The 24,976-nt window shown below is 35.1% G+C and carries 27 protein-coding genes and 1 pseudogene; 1 reads left to right on the top strand and 27 read right to left on the bottom strand.

The genetic code is table 11. The features are described from left to right. Positions 1 to 8: 8 nt before the first annotated feature. Genes DW963_RS03670 through der form a run of 3 tightly spaced genes read right to left on the bottom strand, consistent with a single transcriptional unit; the run spans position 9 to position 3,045 of the window. Positions 9 to 1,019: an NAD(P)H-dependent glycerol-3-phosphate dehydrogenase gene (locus DW963_RS03670; RefSeq protein WP_117913888.1), complete on the bottom strand. Its 1,011-nt coding sequence runs from the start codon at positions 1,017 to 1,019 to the stop codon at positions 9 to 11. Between the two features lie 38 nt (positions 1,020 to 1,057). Beyond that, complete coding sequence (locus DW963_RS03665) at positions 1,058 to 1,720, bottom strand: glycerol-3-phosphate acyltransferase (RefSeq protein WP_286168996.1); 663 nt, start codon at positions 1,718 to 1,720, stop codon at positions 1,058 to 1,060. Further along, positions 1,720 to 3,045: a ribosome biogenesis GTPase Der gene (gene der, locus DW963_RS03660; protein ID WP_117913886.1), complete on the bottom strand. Its 1,326-nt coding sequence runs from the start codon at positions 3,043 to 3,045 to the stop codon at positions 1,720 to 1,722. Before der ends, DW963_RS03665 begins: the two co-directional genes overlap by 1 nt. A 132-nt stretch (positions 3,046 to 3,177) precedes the next feature. On the opposite strand from der, the gene DW963_RS03655 reads away from it, so the two are divergent. Next, positions 3,178 to 4,011 (top strand): hypothetical protein, encoded by an 834-nt coding sequence (locus DW963_RS03655; protein ID WP_117913885.1) that lies wholly within the window; start codon positions 3,178 to 3,180, stop codon positions 4,009 to 4,011. A 49-nt stretch (positions 4,012 to 4,060) separates the two neighbouring features. Here the strand turns inward: DW963_RS03655 and pgeF are convergent, their stop codons facing one another. The 24 genes and pseudogenes from pgeF to DW963_RS03535 all read right to left on the bottom strand — a co-directional run bounded on the left by pgeF (position 4,061) and on the right by DW963_RS03535 (position 24,619). Next, positions 4,061 to 4,945 (bottom strand): peptidoglycan editing factor PgeF, encoded by an 885-nt coding sequence (gene pgeF, locus DW963_RS03650; protein WP_117913884.1) that lies wholly within the window; start codon positions 4,943 to 4,945, stop codon positions 4,061 to 4,063. Between the two features lie 14 nt (positions 4,946 to 4,959). Next, positions 4,960 to 5,307, bottom strand: coding sequence for a YraN family protein (locus tag DW963_RS03645; protein ID WP_117913883.1), 348 nt, complete (start codon positions 5,305 to 5,307; stop codon positions 4,960 to 4,962). A 27-nt stretch (positions 5,308 to 5,334) separates the two neighbouring features. Continuing rightward, positions 5,335 to 5,991, bottom strand: a complete 657-nt coding sequence (rnhB, locus tag DW963_RS03640) for a ribonuclease HII (protein ID WP_022098613.1) — start codon at positions 5,989 to 5,991, stop codon at positions 5,335 to 5,337. Positions 5,992 to 6,014: 23 nt separating this feature from the next. Then, positions 6,015 to 6,914 (bottom strand): ribosome biogenesis GTPase YlqF, encoded by a 900-nt coding sequence (gene ylqF / locus DW963_RS03635; RefSeq protein WP_286168992.1) that lies wholly within the window; start codon positions 6,912 to 6,914, stop codon positions 6,015 to 6,017. Between the two features lie 11 nt (positions 6,915 to 6,925). Continuing rightward, positions 6,926 to 7,483 carry a signal peptidase I gene (lepB, locus tag DW963_RS03630; RefSeq protein ID WP_158568611.1) on the bottom strand — a complete coding sequence of 186 codons (558 nt, stop codon included), beginning with the start codon at positions 7,481 to 7,483 and terminating at the stop codon, positions 6,926 to 6,928. Positions 7,484 to 7,561: 78 nt separating this feature from the next. Continuing rightward, positions 7,562 to 7,909 carry a 50S ribosomal protein L19 gene (gene rplS / locus DW963_RS03625; RefSeq protein WP_012739285.1) on the bottom strand — a complete coding sequence of 116 codons (348 nt, stop codon included), beginning with the start codon at positions 7,907 to 7,909 and terminating at the stop codon, positions 7,562 to 7,564. 130 nt (positions 7,910 to 8,039) lie between these two features. Beyond that, positions 8,040 to 8,549, bottom strand: coding sequence for a ribosome maturation factor RimM (gene rimM / locus DW963_RS03620; RefSeq protein ID WP_154300859.1), 510 nt, complete (start codon positions 8,547 to 8,549; stop codon positions 8,040 to 8,042). A 93-nt stretch (positions 8,550 to 8,642) separates the two neighbouring features. Beyond that, a complete protein-coding gene (locus DW963_RS03615; protein WP_012739287.1) occupies positions 8,643 to 8,873 on the bottom strand; it encodes a KH domain-containing protein in 231 nt (76 codons plus the stop codon). A gap of 23 nt (positions 8,874 to 8,896) precedes the next feature. Beyond that, on the bottom strand, positions 8,897 to 9,142 hold the full coding sequence (gene rpsP, locus DW963_RS03610; RefSeq protein WP_012739288.1) for a 30S ribosomal protein S16: 246 nt from the start codon (positions 9,140 to 9,142) through the stop codon (positions 8,897 to 8,899). A 40-nt stretch (positions 9,143 to 9,182) separates the two neighbouring features. After that, positions 9,183 to 10,529, bottom strand: a complete 1,347-nt coding sequence (ffh, locus tag DW963_RS03605; protein WP_117913880.1) for a signal recognition particle protein — start codon at positions 10,527 to 10,529, stop codon at positions 9,183 to 9,185. A gap of 11 nt (positions 10,530 to 10,540) precedes the next feature. Further along, on the bottom strand, positions 10,541 to 10,921 hold the full coding sequence (ylxM, locus tag DW963_RS03600; protein WP_012739290.1) for a YlxM family DNA-binding protein: 381 nt from the start codon (positions 10,919 to 10,921) through the stop codon (positions 10,541 to 10,543). An 86-nt stretch (positions 10,922 to 11,007) separates the two neighbouring features. Next, the gene (locus DW963_RS03595; RefSeq protein ID WP_117913879.1) at positions 11,008 to 12,258 is read right to left on the bottom strand and encodes an AI-2E family transporter; all 1,251 of its coding nucleotides are present in this window, start codon (positions 12,256 to 12,258) and stop codon (positions 11,008 to 11,010) included. Positions 12,259 to 12,281: 23 nt separating this feature from the next. After that, positions 12,282 to 13,499 carry a threonine ammonia-lyase gene (gene ilvA, locus DW963_RS03590; RefSeq protein ID WP_117913878.1) on the bottom strand — a complete coding sequence of 406 codons (1,218 nt, stop codon included), beginning with the start codon at positions 13,497 to 13,499 and terminating at the stop codon, positions 12,282 to 12,284. 34 nt (positions 13,500 to 13,533) lie between these two features. Continuing rightward, positions 13,534 to 14,466, bottom strand: a complete 933-nt coding sequence (ftsY, locus tag DW963_RS03585) for a signal recognition particle-docking protein FtsY (RefSeq protein ID WP_117913877.1) — start codon at positions 14,464 to 14,466, stop codon at positions 13,534 to 13,536. A gap of 2 nt (positions 14,467 to 14,468) precedes the next feature. Continuing rightward, the gene (gene smc / locus DW963_RS03580; RefSeq protein ID WP_117913876.1) at positions 14,469 to 18,038 is read right to left on the bottom strand and encodes a chromosome segregation protein SMC; all 3,570 of its coding nucleotides are present in this window, start codon (positions 18,036 to 18,038) and stop codon (positions 14,469 to 14,471) included. Between the two features lie 13 nt (positions 18,039 to 18,051). Continuing rightward, complete coding sequence (rnc, locus tag DW963_RS03575; RefSeq protein WP_117913875.1) at positions 18,052 to 18,765, bottom strand: ribonuclease III; 714 nt, start codon at positions 18,763 to 18,765, stop codon at positions 18,052 to 18,054. A 102-nt stretch (positions 18,766 to 18,867) separates the two neighbouring features. Continuing rightward, positions 18,868 to 19,100, bottom strand: a pseudogene (acpP, locus tag DW963_RS03570) (acyl carrier protein). Between the two features lie 20 nt (positions 19,101 to 19,120). Beyond that, on the bottom strand, positions 19,121 to 20,134 hold the full coding sequence (gene plsX, locus DW963_RS03565; RefSeq protein WP_117913874.1) for a phosphate acyltransferase PlsX: 1,014 nt from the start codon (positions 20,132 to 20,134) through the stop codon (positions 19,121 to 19,123). 98 nt (positions 20,135 to 20,232) lie between these two features. Continuing rightward, positions 20,233 to 21,099: a hypothetical protein gene (locus tag DW963_RS03560; RefSeq protein WP_117913873.1), complete on the bottom strand. Its 867-nt coding sequence runs from the start codon at positions 21,097 to 21,099 to the stop codon at positions 20,233 to 20,235. Further along, a complete protein-coding gene (locus tag DW963_RS13465; protein ID WP_117913872.1) occupies positions 21,096 to 21,887 on the bottom strand; it encodes a hypothetical protein in 792 nt (263 codons plus the stop codon). The genes DW963_RS03560 and DW963_RS13465 overlap by 4 nt, the downstream gene beginning before the upstream one ends. Then, positions 21,877 to 22,512, bottom strand: coding sequence for an ATP-binding cassette domain-containing protein (locus DW963_RS03550; RefSeq protein ID WP_117914017.1), 636 nt, complete (start codon positions 22,510 to 22,512; stop codon positions 21,877 to 21,879). Before DW963_RS03550 ends, DW963_RS13465 begins: the two co-directional genes overlap by 11 nt. A 216-nt stretch (positions 22,513 to 22,728) precedes the next feature. Further along, complete coding sequence (locus DW963_RS03545) at positions 22,729 to 23,127, bottom strand: hypothetical protein (RefSeq protein WP_117913871.1); 399 nt, start codon at positions 23,125 to 23,127, stop codon at positions 22,729 to 22,731. Between the two features lie 26 nt (positions 23,128 to 23,153). After that, positions 23,154 to 24,005 (bottom strand): hypothetical protein, encoded by an 852-nt coding sequence (locus DW963_RS03540; RefSeq protein WP_117913870.1) that lies wholly within the window; start codon positions 24,003 to 24,005, stop codon positions 23,154 to 23,156. Continuing rightward, complete coding sequence (locus DW963_RS03535; protein ID WP_117913869.1) at positions 23,978 to 24,619, bottom strand: hypothetical protein; 642 nt, start codon at positions 24,617 to 24,619, stop codon at positions 23,978 to 23,980. The genes DW963_RS03540 and DW963_RS03535 overlap by 28 nt, the downstream gene beginning before the upstream one ends. Positions 24,620 to 24,976 lie beyond the last annotated feature (357 nt).

Here is a 24,976-nt window from a genome sequence, read left to right as displayed (position 1 = left end):
CAATATGATTATTTCCATTCGGAATTATCAATTTCTATTTTCTTATCTCTTAACATAAGTTCTTTAACGGCTTCAGCGGCAGGCTTATCCTCAAAAAGGACTTTGTTGACCTGTTCAACGATTGGCATCTCTATGTTGTATTTCTTAGAGAGTTCTAATGCTGCTTTTGCAGAAAAGACTCCTTCAACAACCATCTGAACCTCTTCCATTGCCTGATCCTTAGTATAACCCTTACCAATAAGGATTCCAGCACGTCTGTTACGGCTGTGCATACTTGCACATGTAACTATAAGGTCACCGATACCTGAAAGACCTGAAAATGTATGAGAATTAGCACCCATTGCAACCCCAAGTCTTGTTATTTCTGCATTACCTCTAGTGATAAGTGCAGCCTTTGTATTGTCTCCATATCCAAGACCATCAGCTATACCGGCAGCAAGTGCAATAACATTCTTTAATGCACCACCGATGCATATACCAAGCATATCAGGACTTGTATAGACTCTGAACACATCACTCATGAAAATGTTCTGAAGATATTCAGCAGTATTCTTCTCATGTGCACCTATAACACATGTTGTAGGAATACCACGGCTTACCTCTTCTGCATGGCTTGGCCCTGATAATACAGCAACCTTAGCCTGAGGAATCTCTTCTTCTACTATTTGACACAGAGTAAGAAGTGTATGTTCTTCAACTCCCTTTGCAACATTGACAATAATCTGTCCTTCTTTAACGAAAGGTGCTATTAATTTAGCTGTAGAACGTGTGTATGGAGAAGCTACGGCCAGCACAAGAACATCAGCATTGTTAATAACATTTGCTGTATCACCAGAGATAATAATGCTGTCTGGAATTCTGACACCAGGAAGGCATCTTTTATGTTCTCTTTCTGTCTGAAGCATAACTACTTCATCATTTAAAACTGACCATACTGTTACATTGTGACCGTTGTTATTAAGAAGTAAAGCAAGACCTAAGCCCCAGCTTCCTGCTCCTAAAACACTTATATTTGCCATAATTATACTCCAATCTACGCAAAAATGCGTATTTAAATTTAATTTTTTTTCTGACCGATTTTTCGTTCTGTTCCGTGAACCAGTCTTACAATATTACTGCGGTGTCTGATAAATGCAAGTGCTGCAAGAGCGAAAACAATAACAGTTCCTTCAACAAGACTTGTACCGGTTAAAGGAAGCCATCCTAAGAATCCCCATATAAGGAATTCAACGAAAAACATTGCCATTCCAATAAGAGAAGCCAATGAAACATATCGGCTTCTCTTGGCTACAAGTGCAAATGTTAAGATACCAAATACTGTGAACATGAAACAGTACTTAGGAAAAAGCATAAGACTTATAACAACACCTGAAGATGCTGCAATGCCTTTTCCACCCTTAAAATTAAGGTAAAATGGGAAATTATGTCCAAGTACAATACCAAGTCCGCAATACAGGAATAAAAGCATCTCTGGAATTGCTGTATGTGGTACTATAAGAAAATGTATTAATATATCAGCAATAACCGCCTTGAATGCATCTAAGAGATAAGTTGCAATGCCTGCTTTCTTGCCAAGAGTTCTCATAACATTGGTTGTTCCTGCATTGCCACTGCCATAATCCCTGATGTCAATTTTGTTGACCTTTCCCATCCAGTAACCAGCCTGAATGAGTGCACCAGCGAAATATCCATATATAAGAATACCTATTTTAACTAGCATTATTCTTTCTCCTTACGTTTTCTATTGATAAATCTGATAGATGTACCTCTGAATCCAAAGGATTCTCTGATTCTGTTTTCTATATATCTTGTATATGAAAAATGTGTAAGTTCTACATCATTAACAAACATAACAAATGTTGGCGGTTTAACAGAAACCTGAGTCATGTAGTAAATTTTTAGTCTCTTGCCCTTATCTGATGGTGGCTGTTTCATGGCAACAGCTTCTGTAAGAATCTCATTAAGCACACCTGTTGGAATACGCATAGTCTGTGCATCAACAATGTGGTCAACTAATTCATATATCTTATTAAGTCTCTGTCCTGTTTTGGCAGAAACAAATATAATCTCGGCATAAGACATGAATGAAAGAGTATCTTTAATCTTATTAGTGAATTCATAGATAGTCTTGTCATCCTTCTCAATATCATCCCATTTGTTGACAGCAATGATAATTCCCTTGCCTCTTTCGTGTGCAATACCAGCAATTTTGGCATCCTGCTCTGTTACACCTTCTGTTGCATCAATAACAAGAATTGCTATATCCGCACGCTCAACAGCCGCAACAGTTCTAATGATACTGAAACGTTCAAGATCTTCTTTGATTTTGCTCTTACGACGAAGGCCTGCTGTATCAATAAATACATATTCCTTACCGTTATATTTGATGGCTGTATCAATTGCATCTCGTGTTGTACCGGCAATATCAGATACAATTACTCTGTTCTTCCCAACAAGTTTATTGATAATAGATGATTTACCTACGTTAGGTTTACCAATAATGGCAACCTTAGGTCTGTCATCTTCCTCTACTGTATCAGATCCCTCTGGGAAATGGCTTACTACTTCATCAAGTACTTCACCAAAGCCTAACTTATTAACTGCTGATATAGGAAATGGCTCTCCAATTCCGAGATTATAGAACTCATATACATCAGGCATCATCTTCTCAAAGCTGTCAACCTTGTTAACAACAAGAATAACTGGCTTGTGTGAGCGTCTTAACATATCAGCAACCTTGGAATCTGAATCTACAAGTCCCTGCTTGACATCTGTCATGAATATGATTACATCTGCTGTCTCAATAGCGATTTCAGCCTGCTCACGCATCTGCGCAAGAATGATATCACCTGTATCCGGTTCAATTCCACCAGTATCTATAAGTGTGAAATTGTGGTTTAACCAGCTTACTTCTGCATAAATTCTGTCTCTTGTGACACCAGGAGTGTCCTTAACTATTGAAATCTGCTGTCCGCACAGACTGTTGAATAAAGTCGATTTACCAACATTAGGTCTTCCGACAACAGCAACTATTGGTTTACTCATAATTACCTCATTTCTCAATTTATAAAAAATTAATACACGCAATCTATAATATAATATCAGTTTAATTGCTTTTTGTAAAGCACTGTGATATCATACAAAATATTGATTTTAAGCACTTTAGGAGGTGTTTTTGTGAAATTTTCCCGCAAAAAATTAACATTTATTCCGGTATTGGTTCTTATATCGGCAATTATTTTTCCATCTTTTACTGCACTGGCAGCAGATGCATCTTATAAGTTCTCTGCAATTGATTTAAAATTAAAAGTTCCTGAGGAACTGATATGCTTTACGCAGACAACAACAGGCAATAATGCGTATCTTAAGGATATTGGCGCACAGGATTCCAATGAAGTACAGAACTCAATGAAAGCATCTAATATATATCTTGAAGCATTTTCTAAAGATTTATCTTATGAAATTGCTGTTGTCGGAATGAAAGCAGGCTCATCACTTTCCAACCTTGATGAACTGGATGAGAATCAGTTAAGTGGCATGTTCCTGCAGTATATTGACTCAGAGAATGCCAAACAGGAAGATGGTCTGACAGAGACAATGACAGGCAAGGCTATAGATATAATTAACGACCGTCCATATTTCAGGACAGAGGTTACATCTGTATCAGACGAAAAGCAGACAATTTATACAAGAAAATACTACACTGTAGCACGCGGATATATATATATGTATTCTCTTCAGTCGAAGGATAATGAAATCACTGATGAGATGATTAATGACATCAGATACATAATCAATTCAGCCCAGTATACAGATGTGAAGAAATCCATATTTGAAAACGGTGTGTTTACAGAGACTTTATCGACAATACTTACAGCAGCTATTCCTATTGCTATACTTGCAGCAATATATCTGCTTATAACCAGGGTTGGCAGAAAAAGCCGGTCAAAGCTTTCTTCTGAGGAGGCTGAATTAAGAGCCAGATACAAACAGGAACACAACAAAAAATAAAAAAAGCCAGAACAGATTATCAACAAAACATCTGTTCTGGCTTTTTTTATTATCTGCATATACTCATGAATCCACACAAAACGCCACGTTTTCCATGCGAAGCCCTGTGCGAAAAGAGCCAGTCACTGTTACAGCTTGTGCATATGTCAGATATACCTATGTTATCAGGTTTTATTCCGGCATGAATCATATTAAAATAATTAGCCGCCTGAAGATTAAGCTGGTATTTATCTCCTGCCGTATGATAAAGTATCATACCGATTTCATTCTGGCTGTAAACACTTCTGAACTTTTCTGCAACTGCTTCGTCAACCTCATAACAATCCTGACATATTGATGGTCCTATAAATGCATGAATATCCTCCGGCTTTGACCCATAAGTTCTGTTCATAAGCTGTACTGTTTCATGTGTTATATCTGCAACCGTTCCACGCCATCCTGAATGTGATGCACCTATGCATCTGTTTACAGGATCAATAAAATATACAGGTACACAGTCTGCAAAATATGTAACAAGACACAGACCGGGTTCATTAGTTACAAGTCCGTCAACATTATCAAAATCTCTTGCTCTTGTAAGTCCCATTCCTGCCATATTATAATCAACAGCAATCACATTGGTTGTATGTGTCTGCTTTGTACAAACACAGTTTTCAGGTTTAATATTCATTGTATCAAGAAACAGTTCATAATTCTTATATACATTCTCATAATCATCGCCCCTGTCAAAAGAAAAATTCATGCTTGAATATATTCCTTTGCTCACTCCACCATCTCTTGTTGAAAAATGAAGAGTGACCCAGTCAAATTCATCAAATGGTGTAAATTCAATATAAGGAATTCCATTCTTCTGTGATATTCTTGTAGAATTATTAGCCACAGCTTCTTTTAATCCTTCATAAAGCGTTTCTGTATCAATATATTTAATGTTCATGATTACAATCCTTATTAAAATGCATTTTTAATATGTGTTACTGTTTCTCCATCTATTGCTATGACATCAAAACGGCATGGTATATCGCAGCTTTTATATCTTGTTGCCATATAGAATTGTGCAACATGCCTTATTATCTGCTGCTTTCTGTAATTTACGGCTTCGACTGCATATCCATATTTGTTATTACTTCTGTATTTGACCTCAACAAATACAATATAATTATCTTTCTTTGCGATAATATCTATCTCACCAGTTTTATTGCGGAAATTCCGTTCAAGAACAGTATACCCATTATCATCAAGATATCTGGCAGCAAGTTGTTCTTTATCTGCGCCGATAGTTCTTTTATTAAAAATCATTATCTACCTGCTTTTCTTTTATAGTAATTATATGAAATTCTTAATAAATGTTCTTCTGTGTATAGGACATGGACCGTACTCTTTTATTGCTTCAATATGAACTTTAGTTCCATAACCTTTGTGCCTGGCAAATCCATATTCCGGATACAAAGAATCATATTCGGTCATAAGTCTGTCCCTTGTTACTTTCGCAAGAATACTTGCAGATGCAATTGACAGACTCTTGGCATCACCTTTAATAATCGGAATCTGTTTAACATCAATTCCCGGAATTGTAACTGCATCATTAAGAAGTATATCGGGTTTTACAGATAATTTATTAACTGCTTCGTGCATTGCTTCATAGGTTGCCTGTAATATATTAATCTCATCAATCCTTTCAGGAGATACAATTCCGATTCCATATGAAAGTGCTTCTTCTTTTATAACATCAAAAAGCTCATCTCTTTTTTTCTCACTTAATTTCTTGGAATCATTTACATAAAGAATCCTTTTTCCTTTAGGAAGAATTACTGCGCCTGCAACAACAGGACCTGCAAGCGGTCCTCTTCCAGCTTCATCTATTCCACATATATAAGAAAATGTATCATACATTTCTTCATATTCACGCATAGCTTCAATACGCTGTTTCTCAGCCTCCAGCTTTGCTGCTTTTTTAAGTTCACGTTCTTCTTTAAGTGTCATAGCTTTCCTTTCCGGTATCTTAATTAAGGTCTTTCAAGTGAGATTGTACCAATCTTTCCTTCTCTGAAATCATCAAGAATACATGCAGCACATTTTTCATAATCAATATCTGAACCTTTCTTAATACAGCCACGTTTTCTGGCAATATGTTCCATAATACAGAATGCAGCAGCATTTTCAGGATTCATCATTGTTTCAGTATCAACATTATCGAATATATCTTCTGTTATATCATAACGGCTATAAAGCTGCGGCTGATAATTCTTCTTAAGAAACTTAATTGTTTCTAATGCAAGCTCCTCAATGTTAAGAATCTGGTCATTAATTGAACCAATCATTGCAAGTCTTTCACCGACATTCCTGTCTTCTATCTTAGGCCAGAGTATACCCGGTGTGTCAAGCAGCTCAACACTTCCATTAATTCTTATCCATTGCTTTCCTTTTGTAACACCAGGCTTATTACCTGTCTTGGCACTCTTTCTTCCGGTGAATGAATTAATAAATGTTGATTTACCAACATTAGGTATTCCAACAATCATAGCTTTGATGGAACGGTTCTTAATTCCTCTTGCTCTGTCTCTTTCAATCTTAGCAGAACATGCAACAGTTATAAGATTATTAACTGCGCGGTTGCTTACATTGAGTCTTGAGTTAAGCTTGAGGCAGTAAAAGCCTTTATCTTTAAAATATGTTATCCATTCATCCGTTACTGTGTCATCTGCAAGGTCCGATTTATTCAATAATACAATACGTGCCTTATTTTTAGCCAGCTTATCAATATCCGGATTACGGCTGCTTAACGGTATTCTTGCATCCACAATCTCAATAACAAGGTCAACAAGCTTTATATCTTCTTCCATCATTCTTCTGGCCTTAGTCATATGACCAGGATACCAGTTAATGGCTCTTTTCTTCTCTTCCATATATATCTCCATTATTTAACAAAACCAAATGAATCAAATGGTTCTATTACCATCCATACTTTTCCTACAACATTCTTACGTTTAACCATTCCAACACTGGCAAAACGGCTATCCTCACTATTATTACGATTATCTCCAAGTACAAAGTATTCATCATCAGCAAGTTTATAAGGATTGGCAGCTACACCTGGAGTAAGTATTGTCGTATCAACATAATCATCAAGCTGTACATCATTAATATATACCCTGCCATCCTTTATCTGGACTGTTTCCCCTGGAAGTCCAACTACTCTCTTTATGTATATCTTAGAGGAATCAACAGAATCCTGTTCGAAAGCTATACAGTCAAATCGCTTAGGTCCATTAAATGCATATGATATTCTGTTTATAAGAACAGTGTTATCATTAGATAGCGTTTCCTCCATAGAATTACCAACAACTGTAGAACGGCAGCATATGAATGTAACCAGAACATAAGCAAGTACTATTACAATACATACATCTGCTACATATTTGCATATATTAAGCAATGTAGTATTTTCCTGATATCTTCTCTGAAAAAATCTCATAATATTCCGACCTTTCCTGTCGCTTATATATAAGTAAAGGGACATTTTTTCAAATGTCCCTTACCGTGAATAACAAAATTATCTAACTAATTCCTTAACCTTAGCAGCCTTACCTGTTCTCTGTCTTAAGTAGTTAAGCTTAGCTCTTCTAGCCTTACCGCGTCTTACAACTTCAACCTTCTCAACGATAGGTGAATGTAATGGCCATGTCTTCTCAACGCCAACGCCGTTAGAAATCTTTCTTACTGTAAATGTAGCTCTAACGCCAGTTCCCTGCTTCTTTAATACTGTTCCCTCGAAAACCTGGATTCTTTCACGGTTTCCTTCCTTAATCTTAGCTGATACTCTTACAGTATCACCAACTCTGAACTCAGGAGCCTGAGCCTTAAGCTGAGCATCTTCGATGTTCTTAATAATTGTATTCATGTGTGACCTCCTTAATATTATGATGTTCTTAATACAGGTTCTGTAACAGAGGACCATCCCTTTTTCTCACAACTTGTTTAGATTATCATAATCAAGCAAATAATGCAAGACTAAAAATACATTTTCTTTATTATTTATTAATATCCAGAAGCCCCGGTAAGATATGGACTGTTATAGTCTTCTTATCAAGGTCATGATCTAATATACACTGGTCAATAACCGGTATTAAATAGCTTTCACCATTGTCCGCCTCTACTTCATATACATTGTTAGCACCTGTCTCTAATACATCTTTCAGTACGCCCAAATGCTTTCCTTCATCTGTTATAACATCAAGTCCGATAAGATCGCATATAAAATACTCTCCCGGCTCAAGTTTAACAGCATCTTCTCTTGAAACGAGCAAGTCGCATTTTGTGTATTTCTCTATATCATTGATGTCATCAAATTCTTTAAACTTAAGTATTACGAACTGCTTAAAGAATTTAACTGAAGATACAGTGACAGCTACCTGTTCTCTTTTTCCATCGATAACACATTTCTTAAGTTTCTTAAAACGAAGAGGATCATCTGTTGTAGGAAAAACCTTAACTTCACCTCTGATTCCGTGGGTCGATGTTATGACCCCTACCCTTAACATATCTTCCACTTAAATTCTCCATTCTGACATAAATGTATATATAAATAACAAAACAGACAGCCCCGAAAGGCTGCCTTAGACAGTAGTGTTTGCTTAATTATCTATTTCAACAATCACTTTCTTGTCGCTCTTAGAAGCTGCAGCTGAAACAACTGCTCTTATTGACTTGGCAATTCTACCAGACTTGCCGATAACTTTGCCCATATCCGAAGGAGCAACCTTAAGATTGACTACAAGAGCCTTATCTTTTTCAGTTTCTGTTACTACAACCTCATCCGGATTATCAACTAGTGCCTTAGCGATAATTTCCACTAATTCTTTCATAGTCAATTACACCTCCACTAGTCTTATTTTTCGATACCAGCCATCTTGAAAAGCTTTCCAACAACCTCTGTAGGCTGAGCTCCGTTTGATAACCACTTCTTAGCAGCCTCAGCATCAATGTTGAGCTTGCATGGATCGTAATTAGGATCATAAGTACCGATTTCATCGATAAATCTACCATTTCTTGGAGATCTTGAGTCTGCTACGATAATTCTATAGAAAGGATTTTTCTTCTCACCTAATCTCTTTAATCTAATCTTTACTGCCATTACATTCACCTCCTGTATTATTCTTAAAAATTAATCTATGTTAAAAAGGTAACTTGAAACGTCCCTTTTTAGCACCTTTCATCATTCCCGGCATCTGCTTCATCATCTTCTTCATCTGTTCGAACTGCTTGACAAGTCTGTTAACATCTGCAATATCAACACCTGCACCTCTTGCAATTCTGTTCTTTCTTGAAGGATTAAGTATGTCCGGATTACTTCTTTCTGCCTTAGTCATTGAATATATGATAGATTCAGTTCTTTTCATATTCTTCTCTGCTTCATCATCATCGATTGAAACATTCTTCATCTGACCTGACAGTCCCGGCATCATGCTCATAATTGAACTGATACCACCCATATTCTTAATCTGTCCCATATACTCAAGAAAGTCATTAAAATCAAATTCTGCTTTCTTAAGCTTTTCTTCCATAGCTTTAGCCTTATCAGCGTCAAGCTGTGCTTCAGCTTTCTCAATAAGGGTAAGGACATCACCCATACCAAGTATTCTTGATGCCATACGGTCTGGATAGAACTGCTCAAGGTCTGAAAGCTTTTCACCCATACCAACATAAAGAATTGGCTTTCCGGTAACAGCCTTAATCGAAAGTGCTGCACCACCTCTTGTATCACCATCTAACTTAGTAAGGATAACTCCGTCAATGCCAACCTTTTCATTGAATGAAGAAGCAACATTAACAGCATCCTGACCTGTCATGGAATCAACTACAAGAATTGTCTGGTCAACTGATACATTAGCTTTAATTTCTATAAGCTCATTCATCATATCTTCATCGACATGAAGACGTCCTGCTGTATCAAGAATAACTGTATTAAAATCGTTATTCTTAGCATGAGCTATAGCAGCTTTGGCAATATCAACAGGTTTCTGGTTGGTTCCCATAGAGAACACCTCAACACCCTGTTTATTACCATTAATAGTAAGCTGTTCAATGGCTGCTGGTCTGTATACATCACAGGCAACTAAGAGAGGTTTTCTTCCCTTTGCCTTAAACTTACCAGCAAGCTTTGCTGTAGTAGTAGTCTTACCAGCACCCTGAAGACCTGCCATCATGATAACAGTAATTTCAGAACCAGGTTTCAAGGCAATCTCAGTTGTCTCAGATCCCATAAGAGATACCATCTCTTCATTAACAATCTTGATAACCATCTGACCAGGTGTAAGACTTGACATAACATCCTGACCGATTGCTCTTTCTTCTACAGATTTGATAAACTGCTTAACAACCTTAAAGTTAACATCAGCTTCAAGCAGGGCAAGCTTAACTTCCTTAAGAGCAGCCTTAACATCAGCTTCTGATAAACGGCCCTTACCACGAAGATTTTTAAAAATATTCTGCAATTTCTCTGATAAACTATCGAATGCCATAATATCTCTCCTTAAAATTCTTCAAGAATCTCATTGGATAACTTCTTGATTTCATGAATATCAGATATATCCTGGCTTTCCATGTAATCATCAACTAAAGAATCAATCTTAGATACCTTGTCCTTGGTTTCAAGGAACTTCTGTATAAGATGAAGCTTAGCCTCGTATCCATCAAGTGTCTTCGTAACTCTCTTAATCAGATCATGTACTCCCTGCCTTGATATACCGTATTCATCGGCAATCTCGCTGAGAGATAAATCATTGTAGATAGCATCTTCATATATCTTCTTCTGATGGTCGTTAAGTAACTCTCCATAAAAATCATATAAAAGATTCTGTTCAACAATTCTTTCCATAATACCTGCCACAAACTTAAATATCATATAAGCCATGATTGACTCATAAGCCTTGAGTATAATATCAGATATTTAAAAAAGTGTCAAGCATTTTTACTTGACACTTTTTAAAAATTATTAAATCAGCTTTCAAGCTTCTTTTCACGCTCATTTGGAGGATATTCAGCCTCATATTCTTCGCTTAAATTCTCCATTCCGTTAATCTGTAGTCTCTTAAACACCCATTTCTTAATAAGATGATATATAACTGCAAATATAGGAACACCTAAAAGCATTCCTGCAAATCCCCATATATCACCAAAGAGGAGTATTGCAAACAATACCCAGAAACTTGAGATTCCTGTAGTATTACCAAGAATTTTAGGTCCGATAATATTACCGTCAATCTGCTGTAATATGAAATTAAATATTACAAAGAACAGACACTGTGCAGGATTGACAATAAGACAAAATAAAGCTCCGATAAACCATGCTATGTACCAGCCAAAGAAAGGAATAACATTAAATATTCCAACAATGAATGCAATAAGAATCTCACTCATCATCTCTTTGCCAGGATTACATATTGTAAATATCTTAAGTGCTATAAAACATATAAGTGCTATTACAAGGGCATCAAGGATTTTGCCATTAACAAAGCCGCTGAACACCTTATCAGTATACTTAATCTCTTCCATAACGCTGGCAGCACGTTCTTTCTTGAATATACTATAGACAACCATCTCTCCCTGCTTTGCAAGCTTTTTTCTTGCAGTAAGAAGATACGCTGCAACAATGAATCCGATAAGAACATTAAAAAGTACAACAATGATATTAACTACACCGGTTGAAACACCGGAAGCAATTCCCTGTGCATATCCAAGAAACTCGTTACCGAGCCAGTCGTTAATAAATGTATATGTTTTATCGATAATATTCTCTGAATATTTCATAAGAGTTTCATTTTCGTTAAGAAACTTCTGTACAAAATCAATAACTTTATTGACATTATCAGGAATAATCTGAATAAGACGTATAACACTGTTTACAAGATTAGGAATAATAACAATAATCATAAAATATATGAACAGAATTGCTATAAGAAGCCCTGTAAACACACTAAGATTATTGGACAGGCATTTCTTTTTCTTCTCATTCTTAATAAACTTAAATACCTTATTATATATATTATCGAAGAAATTACATATTGGACATATTACATATGCTAATACCCCGCCAATTATAAAAGGCATAAGAGTTTTGCATATATGCGAAAATGCTTTGTGGATAGCATCAATTCTGAACAATGCAAAAAAAAGCAATAGGGACAGCGCAGCTGCCCCAAATAATGCCATTGTAACTCCTGCATATCTTTTGAAAGAATATTTCTTCATAGATTTCCCTCTGCAGATAGTGATTAAATGTTTACCTTAACAATTCTAGGTCTTAAACCTGCTGCTTCAAGCTTGTCAACAATCTCATCCTTATGTTCATGTCCGAAAGCTTCAATAGTAATTCTAAGCTCAACAGTTGCTTTTCTGTTAATGCTTACGAACTGGTTATGTTCAAGCTTGATTACATTACCGTTAGCTTCTGCAATAATAGAAGCAACTCTTACAAGTTCACCCGGCTTATCTGGAAGAAGTACAGAAACAGTGAAGATTCTGCTTCTCTGTACAAGTCCCTGCTGAACAACAGATGACATTGTAATAACATCCATATTACCACCTGAAAGAATTGAAACAATCTTCTTATCCTTAACATCAAGCTGCTTTAATGCTGCAACTGTAAGAAGACCTGAATTTTCAACAATCATCTTATGATTCTCTACCATATCAAGGAATGCAACTATTAAATCTTCATCAGGCACAGTGATGATATCATCAAGATTCTTCTGAAGGTATGGGAATAACCTGCTTCCTGGTGTCTTAACTGCTGTACCGTCTGCGATTGTACTTACAGATGGGAGTGTAACAACCTTTCCAGCCTTAAGAGATTCCTGAAGACAGTTAGCACCAGCAGGCTCAACACCGATAACCTTGATATTAGGATTAAGGAGCTTTGCAAGTGTCGATACACCTGTTGCAAGTCCGCCTCCACCAATAGGAACAAGAATATAATCAACAGTTGGAAGCTCTTTAATAATCTCCATTGCGATAGAGCCCTGACCTGTTGCAACATCTAAATCATCAAATGGGTGAACAAATGTAAGTCCTTTCTCATTGGCAAGCTTCATTGCATATTCACATGCTTCATCATAAACATTACCGTAAAGAATAACCTCTGCACCGTATCCCTTAGTTCTGTTTACCTTGATAAGTGGTGTTGTTGTAGGCATAACTACTGTTGCCTTAACCCCATATTTCTTAGCTGCAAATGCAACACCCTGTGCATGATTTCCGGCAGAAGCTGTAATAAGTCCCTTCTGTCTTGCTTCCTCTGACATCGTACTAATCTTGTAATATGCACCTCTTACCTTATAAGCACCTGTGTACTGCATATTCTCTGGCTTAAGGTATACTCTGTTACCAGTCTGGCTGCTGAAATACTCACTATATACCAGATTAGTAGGAAGTGTTGCTTCCTTAACCTTCTCAGCAGCTTCCTCGAAACTTTTCAATGTTAATTCTTCCATTACACTTAATCTCCCATCTTAATTTATTAACTTATCAATCTTCATCAGAGCCGTTATCTACATCAAATAATGCATTAACAAATGTGTCTGAATCAAACTTCTGTAAATCTTCGACTTTCTCACCAACCCCAATATATTTAACAGGAATACCAAATTCCGCCTGTATAGCAACTGCAATTCCACCTTTGGCAGTTCCATCCATTTTAGTAAGAATAATACCTGTGATATTAGTTACATCATTAAACTCTCTAAGCTGAGAAAGGGCGTTCTGACCAGTTGTTGCGTCAAGAACGATAAGATTTTCCCTGTATGCATCAGAATACTCTCTTTCTATAACTCTGTCAATCTTACGAAGCTCTTCCATAAGATTCTTCTTATTCTGAAGACGTCCTGCTGTATCACATAAAAGAACATCTGCCTTTCTGGCTTTACATGCAGCAATTGAATCATATATAACAGCAGCTGGATCAGAGCCTTCACTCTGTGCAATAATATCAGCACCTGTTCTGTTAGACCATTCTGTAAGCTGTTCTATAGCTGCAGCTCTGAATGTATCAGCAGCGGCCATAATAACTTTCTTATCCTGTGCTTTAAGGAGACCGGCAAGCTTGCCTACAGATGTAGTTTTTCCTACACCATTAACACCAATAAGCATAACAATAGATTTGCGGTTCTCAAATTCATATGCATTCTCGCCGAGATTCATCTTTTCCTTAATACTGTCAATAAGAAGCTGCTTGCAGTCAGCAGGATTCTTAATCTTATTCTCTTTAACCTTATTCTTAAGGTCGTCAAGAATCTCCTCGGTTGCAACAACACCTATATCACCCATAATAAGGGTTTCTTCAAGCTCATCATAGAAATCGTCATCAATAGATGAGAATCCTGAGAAAACAGAATCAATTCCGGAAACAATATTATCTCTGGTCTTGGTTAAACCTTCTTTTAATTTACTAAAAAATCCCATATTTACTCCTTCTTCTTGTCAAGGTCATTAGCTATAAGGTCTACTGAAACAAGTGCAGATACACCCTTTTCCTGCATAGTTATACCATACAGTCTGTCAGCTGCAGCCATTGTTCCTCGTCTGTGAGTGATAACAATAAACTGAGTATGCTTTGTAAGCTTGTGGAGATAATTAGCATATCTTCCTACATTTGAGTCATCAAGTGCGGCCTCAATTTCATCAAGCAGACAGAATGGTGAAGGTTTAAGGTTCTGAATGGCAAAAAGAAGTGCAATTGCAGTAAGTGCCTTTTCACCACCGGATAACTGCATCATGTTCTGTAGCTTCTTTCCTGGCGGCTGTGAAATAATAACAATTCCTGCCTCAAGAATATCTTCACCTTCAACAAGTTCTATTGTGCCTCGTCCGCCACCGAACAATTCCTTGAATACCTTATCGAATTCAACCTTAATTTCTTCAAACTTCTCTTTAAACTGAATTCTCATACCATTATCAAGCTCATCAATAACCTGGACAAGAGCCTCTTCAGCCTTAATCATATCATCATGCTGTGTCTTTAAGAAGTTGTACCGTTCGCTTACTTCCTTATATTCTTCAATAGCATTGACATTAACAACACCAAGCTTTTTAATATTGGCTTTCAGAATGTTAATCTGCTTCTTAATATCAGATATATCAGTAAGCTCTTCACTTCTTAATTCAGCAGCATAGCTGTATGTAAGCTCATATTCATTCCACATGTAATCTACTATAGAGTCATTCTCTTCTTCCAACTTTTCCTGCTGGTTATGCAGACGCATGCTTTCTTTTTCAAGAAGAACAATCTGTTCATTAATCTTCTCACGTTTATCAAAGAATGTCTTATGACTTGCATTAATAATATCTCTATCCTTGCGGAGAGTCTCAATCTTAGTGTTGCAGTCCGCTATCTGATTCTTTGCTTTATGAATATCACTTCTTAATTTTTCAATCTGTGCGTTTTTATCTTCAACTTCTGATGATAAAGATGCTTTTCGCTGTCTTATATCAGCTTCTTCTAATTCAAGAACAGCAATTTCAGAATTGATTCTTGTAATGTTCTCCTGAATAAATGCTGTCTTCTGTTCTACAGAACTGAATCTTATCTTAAGATTCTCAATATCATCATTAGCTTTATCAAGTTCAGCCTTCTTTGCTTCAAGCTGTTTATTAAGATTCTCAATCTCTTTTCTTGAACTTTCATTCTGGATTTCAAGAGCACTTAAGCTTCCGCTTACCTGATTCTTATTCTCATCAATCTCTTTAATCTGTCTGTCAATTTCAGTAGTTTCAGCCTTATCTTTATCATATATAATTTTGATTTCAGATAACTTCTGCTTTGCCTGATTAAGATTCATCTGCTCTGTGTTAACAGCTAAAGACGCCTCTCTGTTAGCTTTGTTATCTGCATCAATAAGCTCTCTTATAGACGCTATCTTAGCTCTGTTATCTGCAATCTTAGTTTTAAGCTCAGTTGATGATTTGCTGAGTCCTGATACAGATTTCTTAAGTTCTTCAATCTCTCTTCTTCTACCGAGAAGATTACTTGAATTCTTAAAAGCACCACCGGTCATAGAACCGCCTGGATTAAGCTGCTCACCCTCAAGAGTTACAATCCTTAAGCTGTATTTGTATTTCTTGGCAATAAGTAGCGCATTATCAATATTATCAACAACGAGAATTCTTCCAAGAAGATACTTAGCCAGGTTCTCATATTCGAAAGAAACTCTTACAAGGTTGCTTGCAATTCCGATAACACCATTTTCTTTAATACATGGCTCTTTCTCAAGAGTATTTCTTCCTGATATTGCATTAAGAGGTAAAAATGTAGCTCGTCCAAGCTTATTCTGCTTAAGATATGCAATCAGCTCCTTAGCAGTAGATTCCTTATCAGTAACAATATTCTGTATTGTTCCGCCTAATGCTGTCTCAATAGCTGTTTCATACTTTCTCTCAACCTTGACAATATCCGCAATAACACCAAGAATTCCAGGATTGCTGTCCTTTAATTCCATAATCTTACGGATACTGTTGCCATAGCCGTCATATCTTTCAGTAATGTTAACGAGAGATTCAAGTCTTGATTTTTCTCTGTGATAATTCTGTACAATCTTATCATGCTGTGCATTAAGGTCAGCATTTTCATTCTTAATAGCCGTAACTTCATCATTATTGGTTGTAATTCTTTCAGCTATTTCCAAAGCATTTTTCTGTGCAGCTTCTAATCTTGCACTGATATCATTAATCTTGATATTTTGTTCAGCTTCATCACTCTTATCTTTAATAAGATGACTGTTAAGTTCAGCTTTTCTTATATTAAGCTGTTCAAGCATAGTTGCAAACTTCTGATTCTCAGCATTAATAGAAGACTTTGCATTAAGTCTGTCGTAGATATCGTTCTGACGGCTCTCAATCTGGTCTGATACTCCGTCAATATCCTGCCTGATAACATCAGCAGCATCCTGTTTAGCTTTAAGATTATTCTCGAACTCTTCTACGGATGTTGAAAGCTCATCGAGCTGTTTCTTAAAATCAGTCACATTGGTCTGTTTTGCAGCTTTATCCTTATCAATAGCTGTAATTCTTTCACTGTAATGCTTTTCGTTATCAGTGAATCTGTTAATCTGTTCTGTGATAACATTAATCTCACCGTTAAGTCTCTGGCTTTCAAGCTCAGTATTTGATAAAAGTGAATTAACATTCTCAATGTCGGAATTCACCTTAGAAAGCTGTTCCTCAGCTTCTTCATATTCAGCCTTGGTACTCTCATACTCAGCTCTTGAATTGGAAAGGTCGTTATCAGCAATGCCAATCTTTCCTGTCAGTTCTTCAAGTTCTTTGCTTATCCTGTCTGATTCCAAAAGAAATGCATTTACATCATATTTCTTTAAATCAGCTTTATAGTCAAGATATTCCTTGGCCTTTTCAGACTGGACCTGTAATGGTCCGACCTGTTTTTCAAGCTCTGATAAAATATCATTAACACGGACAAGATTAGCCCGCTCATTTTCAAGTTTCTTGATTGCAGTAGCTTTTCTTCTTTTAAATTTAACAATTCCAGCGGCTTCATCAAAAAGCTCTCGCCTTTCATCAGGCTTTCCAGAAAGAATCTTATCAATCTGTCCCTGTCCGATAATAGAATATCCTTCCTTACCAATACCGGTATCATAAAACATTTCTGTTACATCTTTTAATCGGCATGAGTTACCATTGATAAGATATTCACTCTCACCTGAACGGTATACTCTTCTTGATACTGTAACTTCATCGTAATCAACCGGAAGTGCATGGTCGCTGTTATCAAGTGTTATAGATACAAATGCGAAACCAACCGGCTTTCTGTTCTCAGTTCCTGCAAATATAACATCTTCCATCTTAGAACCACGAAGCTGCTTGGCACTTTGCTCACCTAAAACCCAGCGCACAGCATCGGCAACATTACTTTTACCAGAACCATTAGGCCCTACAATACCTGTAATACCATTATGAAAGTCAAATACTATCTTGTTAGCAAATGACTTGAATCCCTGTACTTCTATACTTTTTAAATACATAACCCCTCACTTATTATTTCTTATCAGAGTTGATATCGTAGCCTTTATTCTTAAGCTCGATAAGTGCAGCATATGCTGCATTCTGAGATGCTGATTTCTTAGTGTGGCCTGTTCCTTTAATATTAAAAAGACCGTCAACTACAGCAGCTACAACGAATTGTTTGTTATGTTCAGGACCTTCTTCGCCGATGAATTCATAATCAACTTCTTTTCCAAGTCCCTGAATAACTTCCTGTAATATAGTCTTGCTATCAAAAAAGAGTTTCTTATTGTCAAGGTCATTAAGAATGAACTTATTAACAAATTCTTTTGCATTAGCAAAACCACCATCAAGATAGATGGCTCCTATAACAGCTTCGCAGGCATCTGATACAATAGAATCCCTGCTTCTTCCACCAGTAAGTTCCTCCCCCTTACCAAGTCTTATAAATGTATCAAGCTTAATAGCTCTTGCACATAAAGCAAGTGTAGGCTCACATACAATGCTGGCACGAAGTCTTGTCATCTTTCCTTCAGCCATCTCTGAGTGATTCTTATATATATAATCACTTGATGAAAGCTCAAGAACAGCATCGCCTAAGAATTCCATTCTTTCATTATCCACACACATTCCTTTCTTCTGCTCATTGGCATAAGAACTGTGAGTAAGAGCAACTTCAAGCAAACTTATATCTTTGAAATCATAACCAATAGTCTGCATAAACACAGACAAATCTTTATTATGCATTAATACACCTTCTGCGAACTTTTGAAAACAAGAGCATAAGGAACAAATTATGCAAGAATATTTGCTCCTTATGCTCTTGTTATTCATCGCTATCTGTATGGTTTATTTATTAGTTGCGTTCTGAATCTGAACAACTGCATCATTAACTGTTACAATTGATTCAGCTGCATCATCAGGATCTGGATATCGAATTCATCTTCAATTCCCATGATAATCTGAAATACATCTAATGAATCTGCTCCAAGATCATCAACAAATGTTGTCTCTGGAGTAATCTTTGATTTATCAATGTTAAGTACATCTGCAATAATATTCTGTAACTTCTCGAATTCCATAATATCTATCCTTTCAATGTTTAATTATGCTGCTCTGGAATCTGACCGAGCGCCTCAATAATTTTATCATTTATATTCATTTTTGTAAATGTTACACACTGGATTAATGAATTCTTAACCTCTTTAGCCTTAGCATTTCCGTGAGTCTTGACAACAAGACCATTAAGACCGATAAGAGGAGCACCACCGTGTTCTGAAGCGTCCATTGACTTGAGCTGTGTCTTTAATGCTTTCTTAATAAGAAGCGCACCAATCTTAGTCTTTAAAGATGACATCATAACACCTTTAATCTTTCCAAGTATCATCTTGGCTTCACCTTCATAAAGCTTTAAGATACAGTTTCCAACAAATGCATCGCATACAATGATGTCTGCATAGCTGTTAGGAATCTCTCTTGCTTCAATACTTCCTATAAAGTTAATGTTAGGACACTCTTTAAGCATTGGATATGTTTCTTTAACAAGTGAATTTCCCTTTTCTTCTTCAAGTCCTACATTGACAATTGCAACTCTTGGATTCTTAATGCCGACAACATTCTCCATATATATAGAACCCATAACAGCCCACTGCACAAGCATAGTTGCTCTTGCATCTACATTAGCACCGCTGTCTACAAGCAGTGAAACACCATCCTTAGTAGGAATAAGTGCTGCCATTGGAGGTCTGTCAACTCCGCGGAGTCTTCCAACGATAGTCTGACCACCAACAAGGATTGCTCCTGAACTTCCGGCAGATACGAATGCGTCAGCCTCTTTATTCTTAACCATATACATTGCCTTAACCAGAGAAGACTCTTTCTTTCTTCTTATAGCCATAACAGGAGGCTCACCTGTTTCAATTACATCATCTGCATTAACAATCTCTATTCTTGATGAATCATACTGCTGTCCGTTAAGACATTCTTTAATCTTTTCTTCCTTACCTACAAGATATACAAAGCAGTCCTTATCAGCAGCAACAGCCTGTACTGCTCCTTTGACAATCTCTGCTGGTGCGTTATCTCCGCCCATAGCGTCAAGTGCGATTTTAACCATAAATTAAACTCCATTTCGCAATTATAGTTTTGAGTCATATTTGACTATCAAAGAATATACTACGAAATGGGGTTTTAATCAAGTTATCTTGTTTTTTCTTAATTGTTTAAATAATCTGTCTTTGAATTGATCATAATAGTCAGAATAACAGTTATTATAAGAATTATAAGGATTATTATAATATAGATACATGGATTCCAGCCAGTATCATTAAACATACTGCATCTCTGCAGCATGCAGGCATTTCCTATGAATAACATATTACTAGAAAAAATAGATGATATATATATAACGAGTGCTGCAAGTAATCCGGCTATATATGAAAATGCAAGTGAAATACATATCTGTATAACAGAAATCGTATAAGCACCCAATATGAATAACAATATAAGTAAAATAAAATCCTTCATACTGCCATTATATTGTTTTATATACATAATTTTCTTCAGTATACTTTCGTTATAACCGCCAGAACCTTTGCCATAAAATATACTAATAAACACTCCAGAAAATAAAACTATGAATAATATTATAAAATCACATATAAGTTTAGATATTATCCATTCTGTTCTTGTCCTTGAATAATGTATAGAAATTCTGCATATGTTACTTGTAAGGTATCGTGAAGTTACACAACAGCATATAATCATAAGTGAAATGTACATAACCGGTATTTCAGTTTTATTGGAATTGGTTATGTTACTTTTTGATATACATGGTGTGCCACGGTACAAAAATAACAAATAATCAGGTACATGTAATTCATCAGAAATATAATTTTTATCACCTTGTACATAACCACGCATTGAATTAATCTGATGTGAATATGTCTTTGACTGATTCATAATAAATAAAGCTGCCATGATAAATAAAACAATGCAGCCTGTAATCAGCCATTTGTTACACCTCAATGAATTCCTGATATCAAATTTAAATGTTTGTATAAATGTATTTTTACTAATCATAGATAATTCTTCCTTTTCAGAACAATAATGATTATAAAATATGCTATAAAGATGCATATCATAGGAACAAGAATAGCTTTTAAATACATGTCAGCATTGATTAATTCTGTATAAAAAGTGCCATATGTCAGATTAAAACCACTTTTTTTAATATATTTAATCATTCTGAATGGAATAATATAACCTGTACCCATTATGGCAATGATGGTTAAAATCATTTTCCCATACTTTATATACAGAATAATACCAATCATGCTTCTTGAATATACTTCAAAAAATGAGATTAATATTTCCATTAATATTAATATAATGGGATTTTGTCTGTTATAAGTTAAAGATGATGTATAATACAATTCTGTGTTAATTAAACTGTTTGGTAGATTCATACAACTGAACTTATCAGTTGCCAATATAGCACTGATACTGGTACATATATATGAAATAGCAACAAAAAGACCAGATATAACCAATAATTTAAAACATATTGATATACCAATATAATGTCTGTTTTTCATACGAATAAAGTAATTATAATTAAATTCGTTACTCCAACAAAAGATGTAAAATAAGACTACACTTAACGGAAGTATAATTACATTTATAAATCTTGCACCACCTACGGTTATTATAAAATCAACAGCACTAAGGATGCAGTGATGCATTGCATCATTCATTCTCTGTATAATGTTTATCAATGATATGCTATGTATGAAACTAACAATACAAAGAAGCACTATAAATGCCATGATTTTTTTTACATGCATATTAATTCTGATATTACGATTCATTAGTAACCTTTCCTTCATACATATCAATAATTACATCACTAATATCACACAAAAGTTCTTTATCATGACAGCTCATGATAACAATTGCACCATTATCACGAAATTCTTCAATTATATCTTTTATAATAGATATCCCTTTCTCATCAAGTGCATTAAAAGGTTCGTCAAGAATCAACAGTTCTGGATTTTCCATAATGGCACAGGCAATCCCTAGCTTTTGTTTCATTCCAAGTGAATATTTACGAAAAGGTTTTTTATCATCTGGATCAAGACCAACACGGGATATACATGCTTTGACATCATCAACTGAAATATTATTTTTTATTGAAGCTATCATTTCCAGATTTTTCAGTCCTGAATAACCGTTGATAAACGATGGATACTCTAACAGTAATCCCATATTTTCTGGAAACGAAATATCTTTTCCAATCTCTTTTCCGTCAATTATAACTTTACCTACCGTAGGTAATATTAAGCCTGATATTGCTCTCATAAGCATAGTTTTACCACAGCCGTTAGTTCCTTTTAAGCCGTATATATTTCCGCTTTCAAATGTAAGATTAATATTTGAAAGAATCATAGAGCCTTTTAATTTCTTGCTGTAATCACATATTTTTATTTTCATTAGCTGCTTCCTTTCTGTTCTCTCAATATAATTTAACCATGACATTATTTCCGAGATCTCTGCATGATAAATATAATTTATCAGGATTGTCGTTCATTATATATACGCGTTTAATATGTGTATAACCATCTTCTGTTTCAGTTTCATTTTTTGTCAACTCGTTTACATAATAATTGTCATTATAATATTCATATGTATCAAAGCTTTTTGAAACATCTATATTTTTATGAAATTATTAATAATTTCTTCTTTTTGCGTGAATATCATTATATCGAGTGTAAGAACATAATAATCATCATATGGATTATAATTAACGTAGTAGTCATAATCAGATGGATTGACACTGTTATCAACATATCCATACAATAATTTATGAGCTTTCTCTTCTGCTTCAATATTTTGTCCGGCAATATAACTCTGCCAGTCCTGTTTGCTGTATATATTAGAATCACTGATTTTAAATGAAATATTTTTATAATTCATGTCATCATCAACATTTATATATTTTATTTTTCCTGATGGATAAGTAACATTTACATATATTATTCTGCATGCAGTTATAATAAGTAATACTGCCGTTATAATTAATACCAAATATTTCTTTAAAATTTTCATAAGCTCCCTCGTTTCTATATTTGTGATTAGAGAACGTCTTTTTTAATTCTGATTAGAAAAAGCAGATCGATTATGAGCAAAATACATAGTTGAACTACATACATCCACATATTTATACTAAAAACATTATACAGATTACTATTATTCAGCAGAGAGAGTTCTCCCCTGCCAAAGCCAAGAGAGAATAGAACATGTTCAGCAAAATACAACACAAAAGGTGTTATCATAAGTGCAAATGCATTATCTATAAAATACACAAAAAACAATGCAAGGCAGTTTATTAAGCCAAATAATATAAACATTAATCCAAGATATATGCACACATATAAAAATGGTCTTGTATAGAATATATTATCAAAAACATTTCCTTCAACTACCGGATAAAGTTTAGTAGAAAGCAGCGGCATTCCCCATGGAATAAAGCACATACACATCAGTAGATTAACAATCATCGGTATAACAGCCACACAACCGCCATTAATGAATGAAACCAATAATTTAATTGTAAAATACTGTCTTCGTCCCATTCTGTATATAAGCTGGTTAATCATACCTTTTCTTTTTTCATTATAGTAACTTAATCCATATGGAAGTACACATAAAATCGGAAGTATTGTTATCCATAGATAATAATACCGGTTCGATGTTCCATATCGTGGCATCCATACTTCAAGCGGCATATCCGTATAATTTGACCGCAAAGCAGACTCAACAGTCACTGCATCTCCTGCCATATATTTAAGCCAGTATTTACTCAGTCCCCATGCTGTCGAATTAAAAAATGCCATAATTGCAGCAACAATTCCAATTAATATAACAGCATAAAAAACTTTATTACAGAAAGCTTTTTTTAATTCAACCACCAATCCTCTTCCCATGTTATACTCTCCTCATATTTTATATTATCCTTTGGTATTATAACGCAATATTCACTATTAAGTTTTTGTCCAGAATAAGAAGCAACAATCAATCCTTTATCAATATTAGGTGTAAGTGATTTCTGTACTATAGTAACAACTCTGAAATGTACAGTTTCACCGGGATCTGTATAGAGTATATGATTAGTGTAGCCTATAGTTTCACCGGCATCAGTGTTTATTACGCGATTATTTTTTTCACTAGGATCAATAATATCATATTGATATGGTGAATATTCTCTTATTCCTAATACCTGTTTAACGCATTTTCTTGGACTGTTGATATATATTTTATAATTCTCTGATGGTTCAACAGATAAAGAACTCCATGCTTCTTCAGAAAAGAGCATATCTTTTCCCATATAATTCTGTATTAGCATGCTTCGATCAAACATTATTTGAGAATCATAACAGTTCTTAACTGTTATATCCAGAATTATATAATCGTAGTCACTTTTTGATTCACCATTTAAAGATTTTGTAATATATGCATCATTGACAACCAGAGAAAGCTTTGGACATTGTATTGTATTTGACGGATACTCATCTCTGACATCGTGTTTAAAAGTATTCATCCAAGATGTTGTAAATGTAACTTCTTCATTTATATTTACAACCTGCTTTTCAAGATAATCTTTTTTTGATATGATTCTTTCACAAAGATAAAATTCATCAGTATCAATAATTGATGAATCATATGTCTGCTGTGGATATAAACCATTTTCATCGGTTGGTACAGATATATCTGATTTATCTTTATTGGAAATCTTAAAATATACGATTATTGAAAGTATTAAGTAATATAAACACTATAATTTCCGGTATGTATTTTTTTATAAAATATACGATTATTGAAAGTATTAAGTAATATAAACACTATAATTTCCGGTATGTATTTTTTTATAAATATGTACTAATTGTGTGGATTTCAA

It is taken from the genome of Eubacterium sp. AM46-8 (genome assembly GCF_003466705.1).
Taxonomy (GTDB): domain Bacteria; phylum Bacillota; class Clostridia; order Lachnospirales; family Lachnospiraceae; genus Lachnospira.
The sequence above is the reverse complement of the archived record's forward strand: the minus strand, read 5'-3'. Positions and strand labels throughout refer to the sequence as shown.

Bases quoted from the DNA above. Each gene is read 5' to 3' on its own strand.
- DW963_RS03670 (WP_117913888.1), bottom strand. From the start codon at position 1,019: ATGGCAAATATAAGTGTTTTAGGAGCAGGAAGCTGGGGCTTAGGTCTT.
- DW963_RS03665 (WP_286168996.1), bottom strand. From the start codon at position 1,720: ATGCTAGTTAAAATAGGTATTCTTATATATGGATATTTCGCTGGTGCA.
- der (WP_117913886.1), bottom strand. From the start codon at position 3,045: ATGAGTAAACCAATAGTTGCTGTTGTCGGAAGACCTAATGTTGGTAAA.
- pgeF (WP_117913884.1), bottom strand. From the start codon at position 4,945: ATGAACATTAAATATATTGATACAGAAACGCTTTATGAAGGATTAAAA.
- DW963_RS03645 (WP_117913883.1), bottom strand. From the start codon at position 5,307: ATGATTTTTAATAAAAGAACTATCGGCGCAGATAAAGAACAACTTGCT.
- rnhB (WP_022098613.1), bottom strand. From the start codon at position 5,991: ATGACACTTAAAGAAGAACGTGAACTTAAAAAAGCAGCAAAGCTGGAG.
- ylqF (WP_286168992.1), bottom strand. From the start codon at position 6,914: ATGGAAGAGAAGAAAAGAGCCATTAACTGGTATCCTGGTCATATGACT.
- lepB (WP_158568611.1), bottom strand. From the start codon at position 7,483: ATGAGATTTTTTCAGAGAAGATATCAGGAAAATACTACATTGCTTAAT.
- rplS (WP_012739285.1), bottom strand. From the start codon at position 7,909: ATGAATACAATTATTAAGAACATCGAAGATGCTCAGCTTAAGGCTCAG.
- rimM (WP_154300859.1), bottom strand. From the start codon at position 8,549: ATGTTAAGGGTAGGGGTCATAACATCGACCCACGGAATCAGAGGTGAA.
- DW963_RS03615 (WP_012739287.1), bottom strand. From the start codon at position 8,873: ATGAAAGAATTAGTGGAAATTATCGCTAAGGCACTAGTTGATAATCCG.
- rpsP (WP_012739288.1), bottom strand. From the start codon at position 9,142: ATGGCAGTAAAGATTAGATTAAAGAGATTAGGTGAGAAGAAAAATCCT.
- ffh (WP_117913880.1), bottom strand. From the start codon at position 10,529: ATGGCATTCGATAGTTTATCAGAGAAATTGCAGAATATTTTTAAAAAT.
- ylxM (WP_012739290.1), bottom strand. From the start codon at position 10,921: ATGGCTTATATGATATTTAAGTTTGTGGCAGGTATTATGGAAAGAATT.
- DW963_RS03595 (WP_117913879.1), bottom strand. From the start codon at position 12,258: ATGAAGAAATATTCTTTCAAAAGATATGCAGGAGTTACAATGGCATTA.
- ilvA (WP_117913878.1), bottom strand. From the start codon at position 13,499: ATGGAAGAATTAACATTGAAAAGTTTCGAGGAAGCTGCTGAGAAGGTT.
- ftsY (WP_117913877.1), bottom strand. From the start codon at position 14,466: ATGGGATTTTTTAGTAAATTAAAAGAAGGTTTAACCAAGACCAGAGAT.
- smc (WP_117913876.1), bottom strand. From the start codon at position 18,038: ATGTATTTAAAAAGTATAGAAGTACAGGGATTCAAGTCATTTGCTAAC.
- rnc (WP_117913875.1), bottom strand. From the start codon at position 18,765: ATGCATAATAAAGATTTGTCTGTGTTTATGCAGACTATTGGTTATGAT.
- plsX (WP_117913874.1), bottom strand. From the start codon at position 20,134: ATGGTTAAAATCGCACTTGACGCTATGGGCGGAGATAACGCACCAGCA.
- DW963_RS03560 (WP_117913873.1), bottom strand. From the start codon at position 21,099: ATGATTAGTAAAAATACATTTATACAAACATTTAAATTTGATATCAGG.
- DW963_RS13465 (WP_117913872.1), bottom strand. From the start codon at position 21,887: ATGAATCGTAATATCAGAATTAATATGCATGTAAAAAAAATCATGGCA.
- DW963_RS03550 (WP_117914017.1), bottom strand. From the start codon at position 22,512: ATGAAAATAAAAATATGTGATTACAGCAAGAAATTAAAAGGCTCTATG.
- DW963_RS03545 (WP_117913871.1), bottom strand. From the start codon at position 23,127: ATGAAAATTTTAAAGAAATATTTGGTATTAATTATAACGGCAGTATTA.
- DW963_RS03540 (WP_117913870.1), bottom strand. From the start codon at position 24,005: ATGGGAAGAGGATTGGTGGTTGAATTAAAAAAAGCTTTCTGTAATAAA.
- DW963_RS03535 (WP_117913869.1), bottom strand. From the start codon at position 24,619: ATGAATACTTTTAAACACGATGTCAGAGATGAGTATCCGTCAAATACA.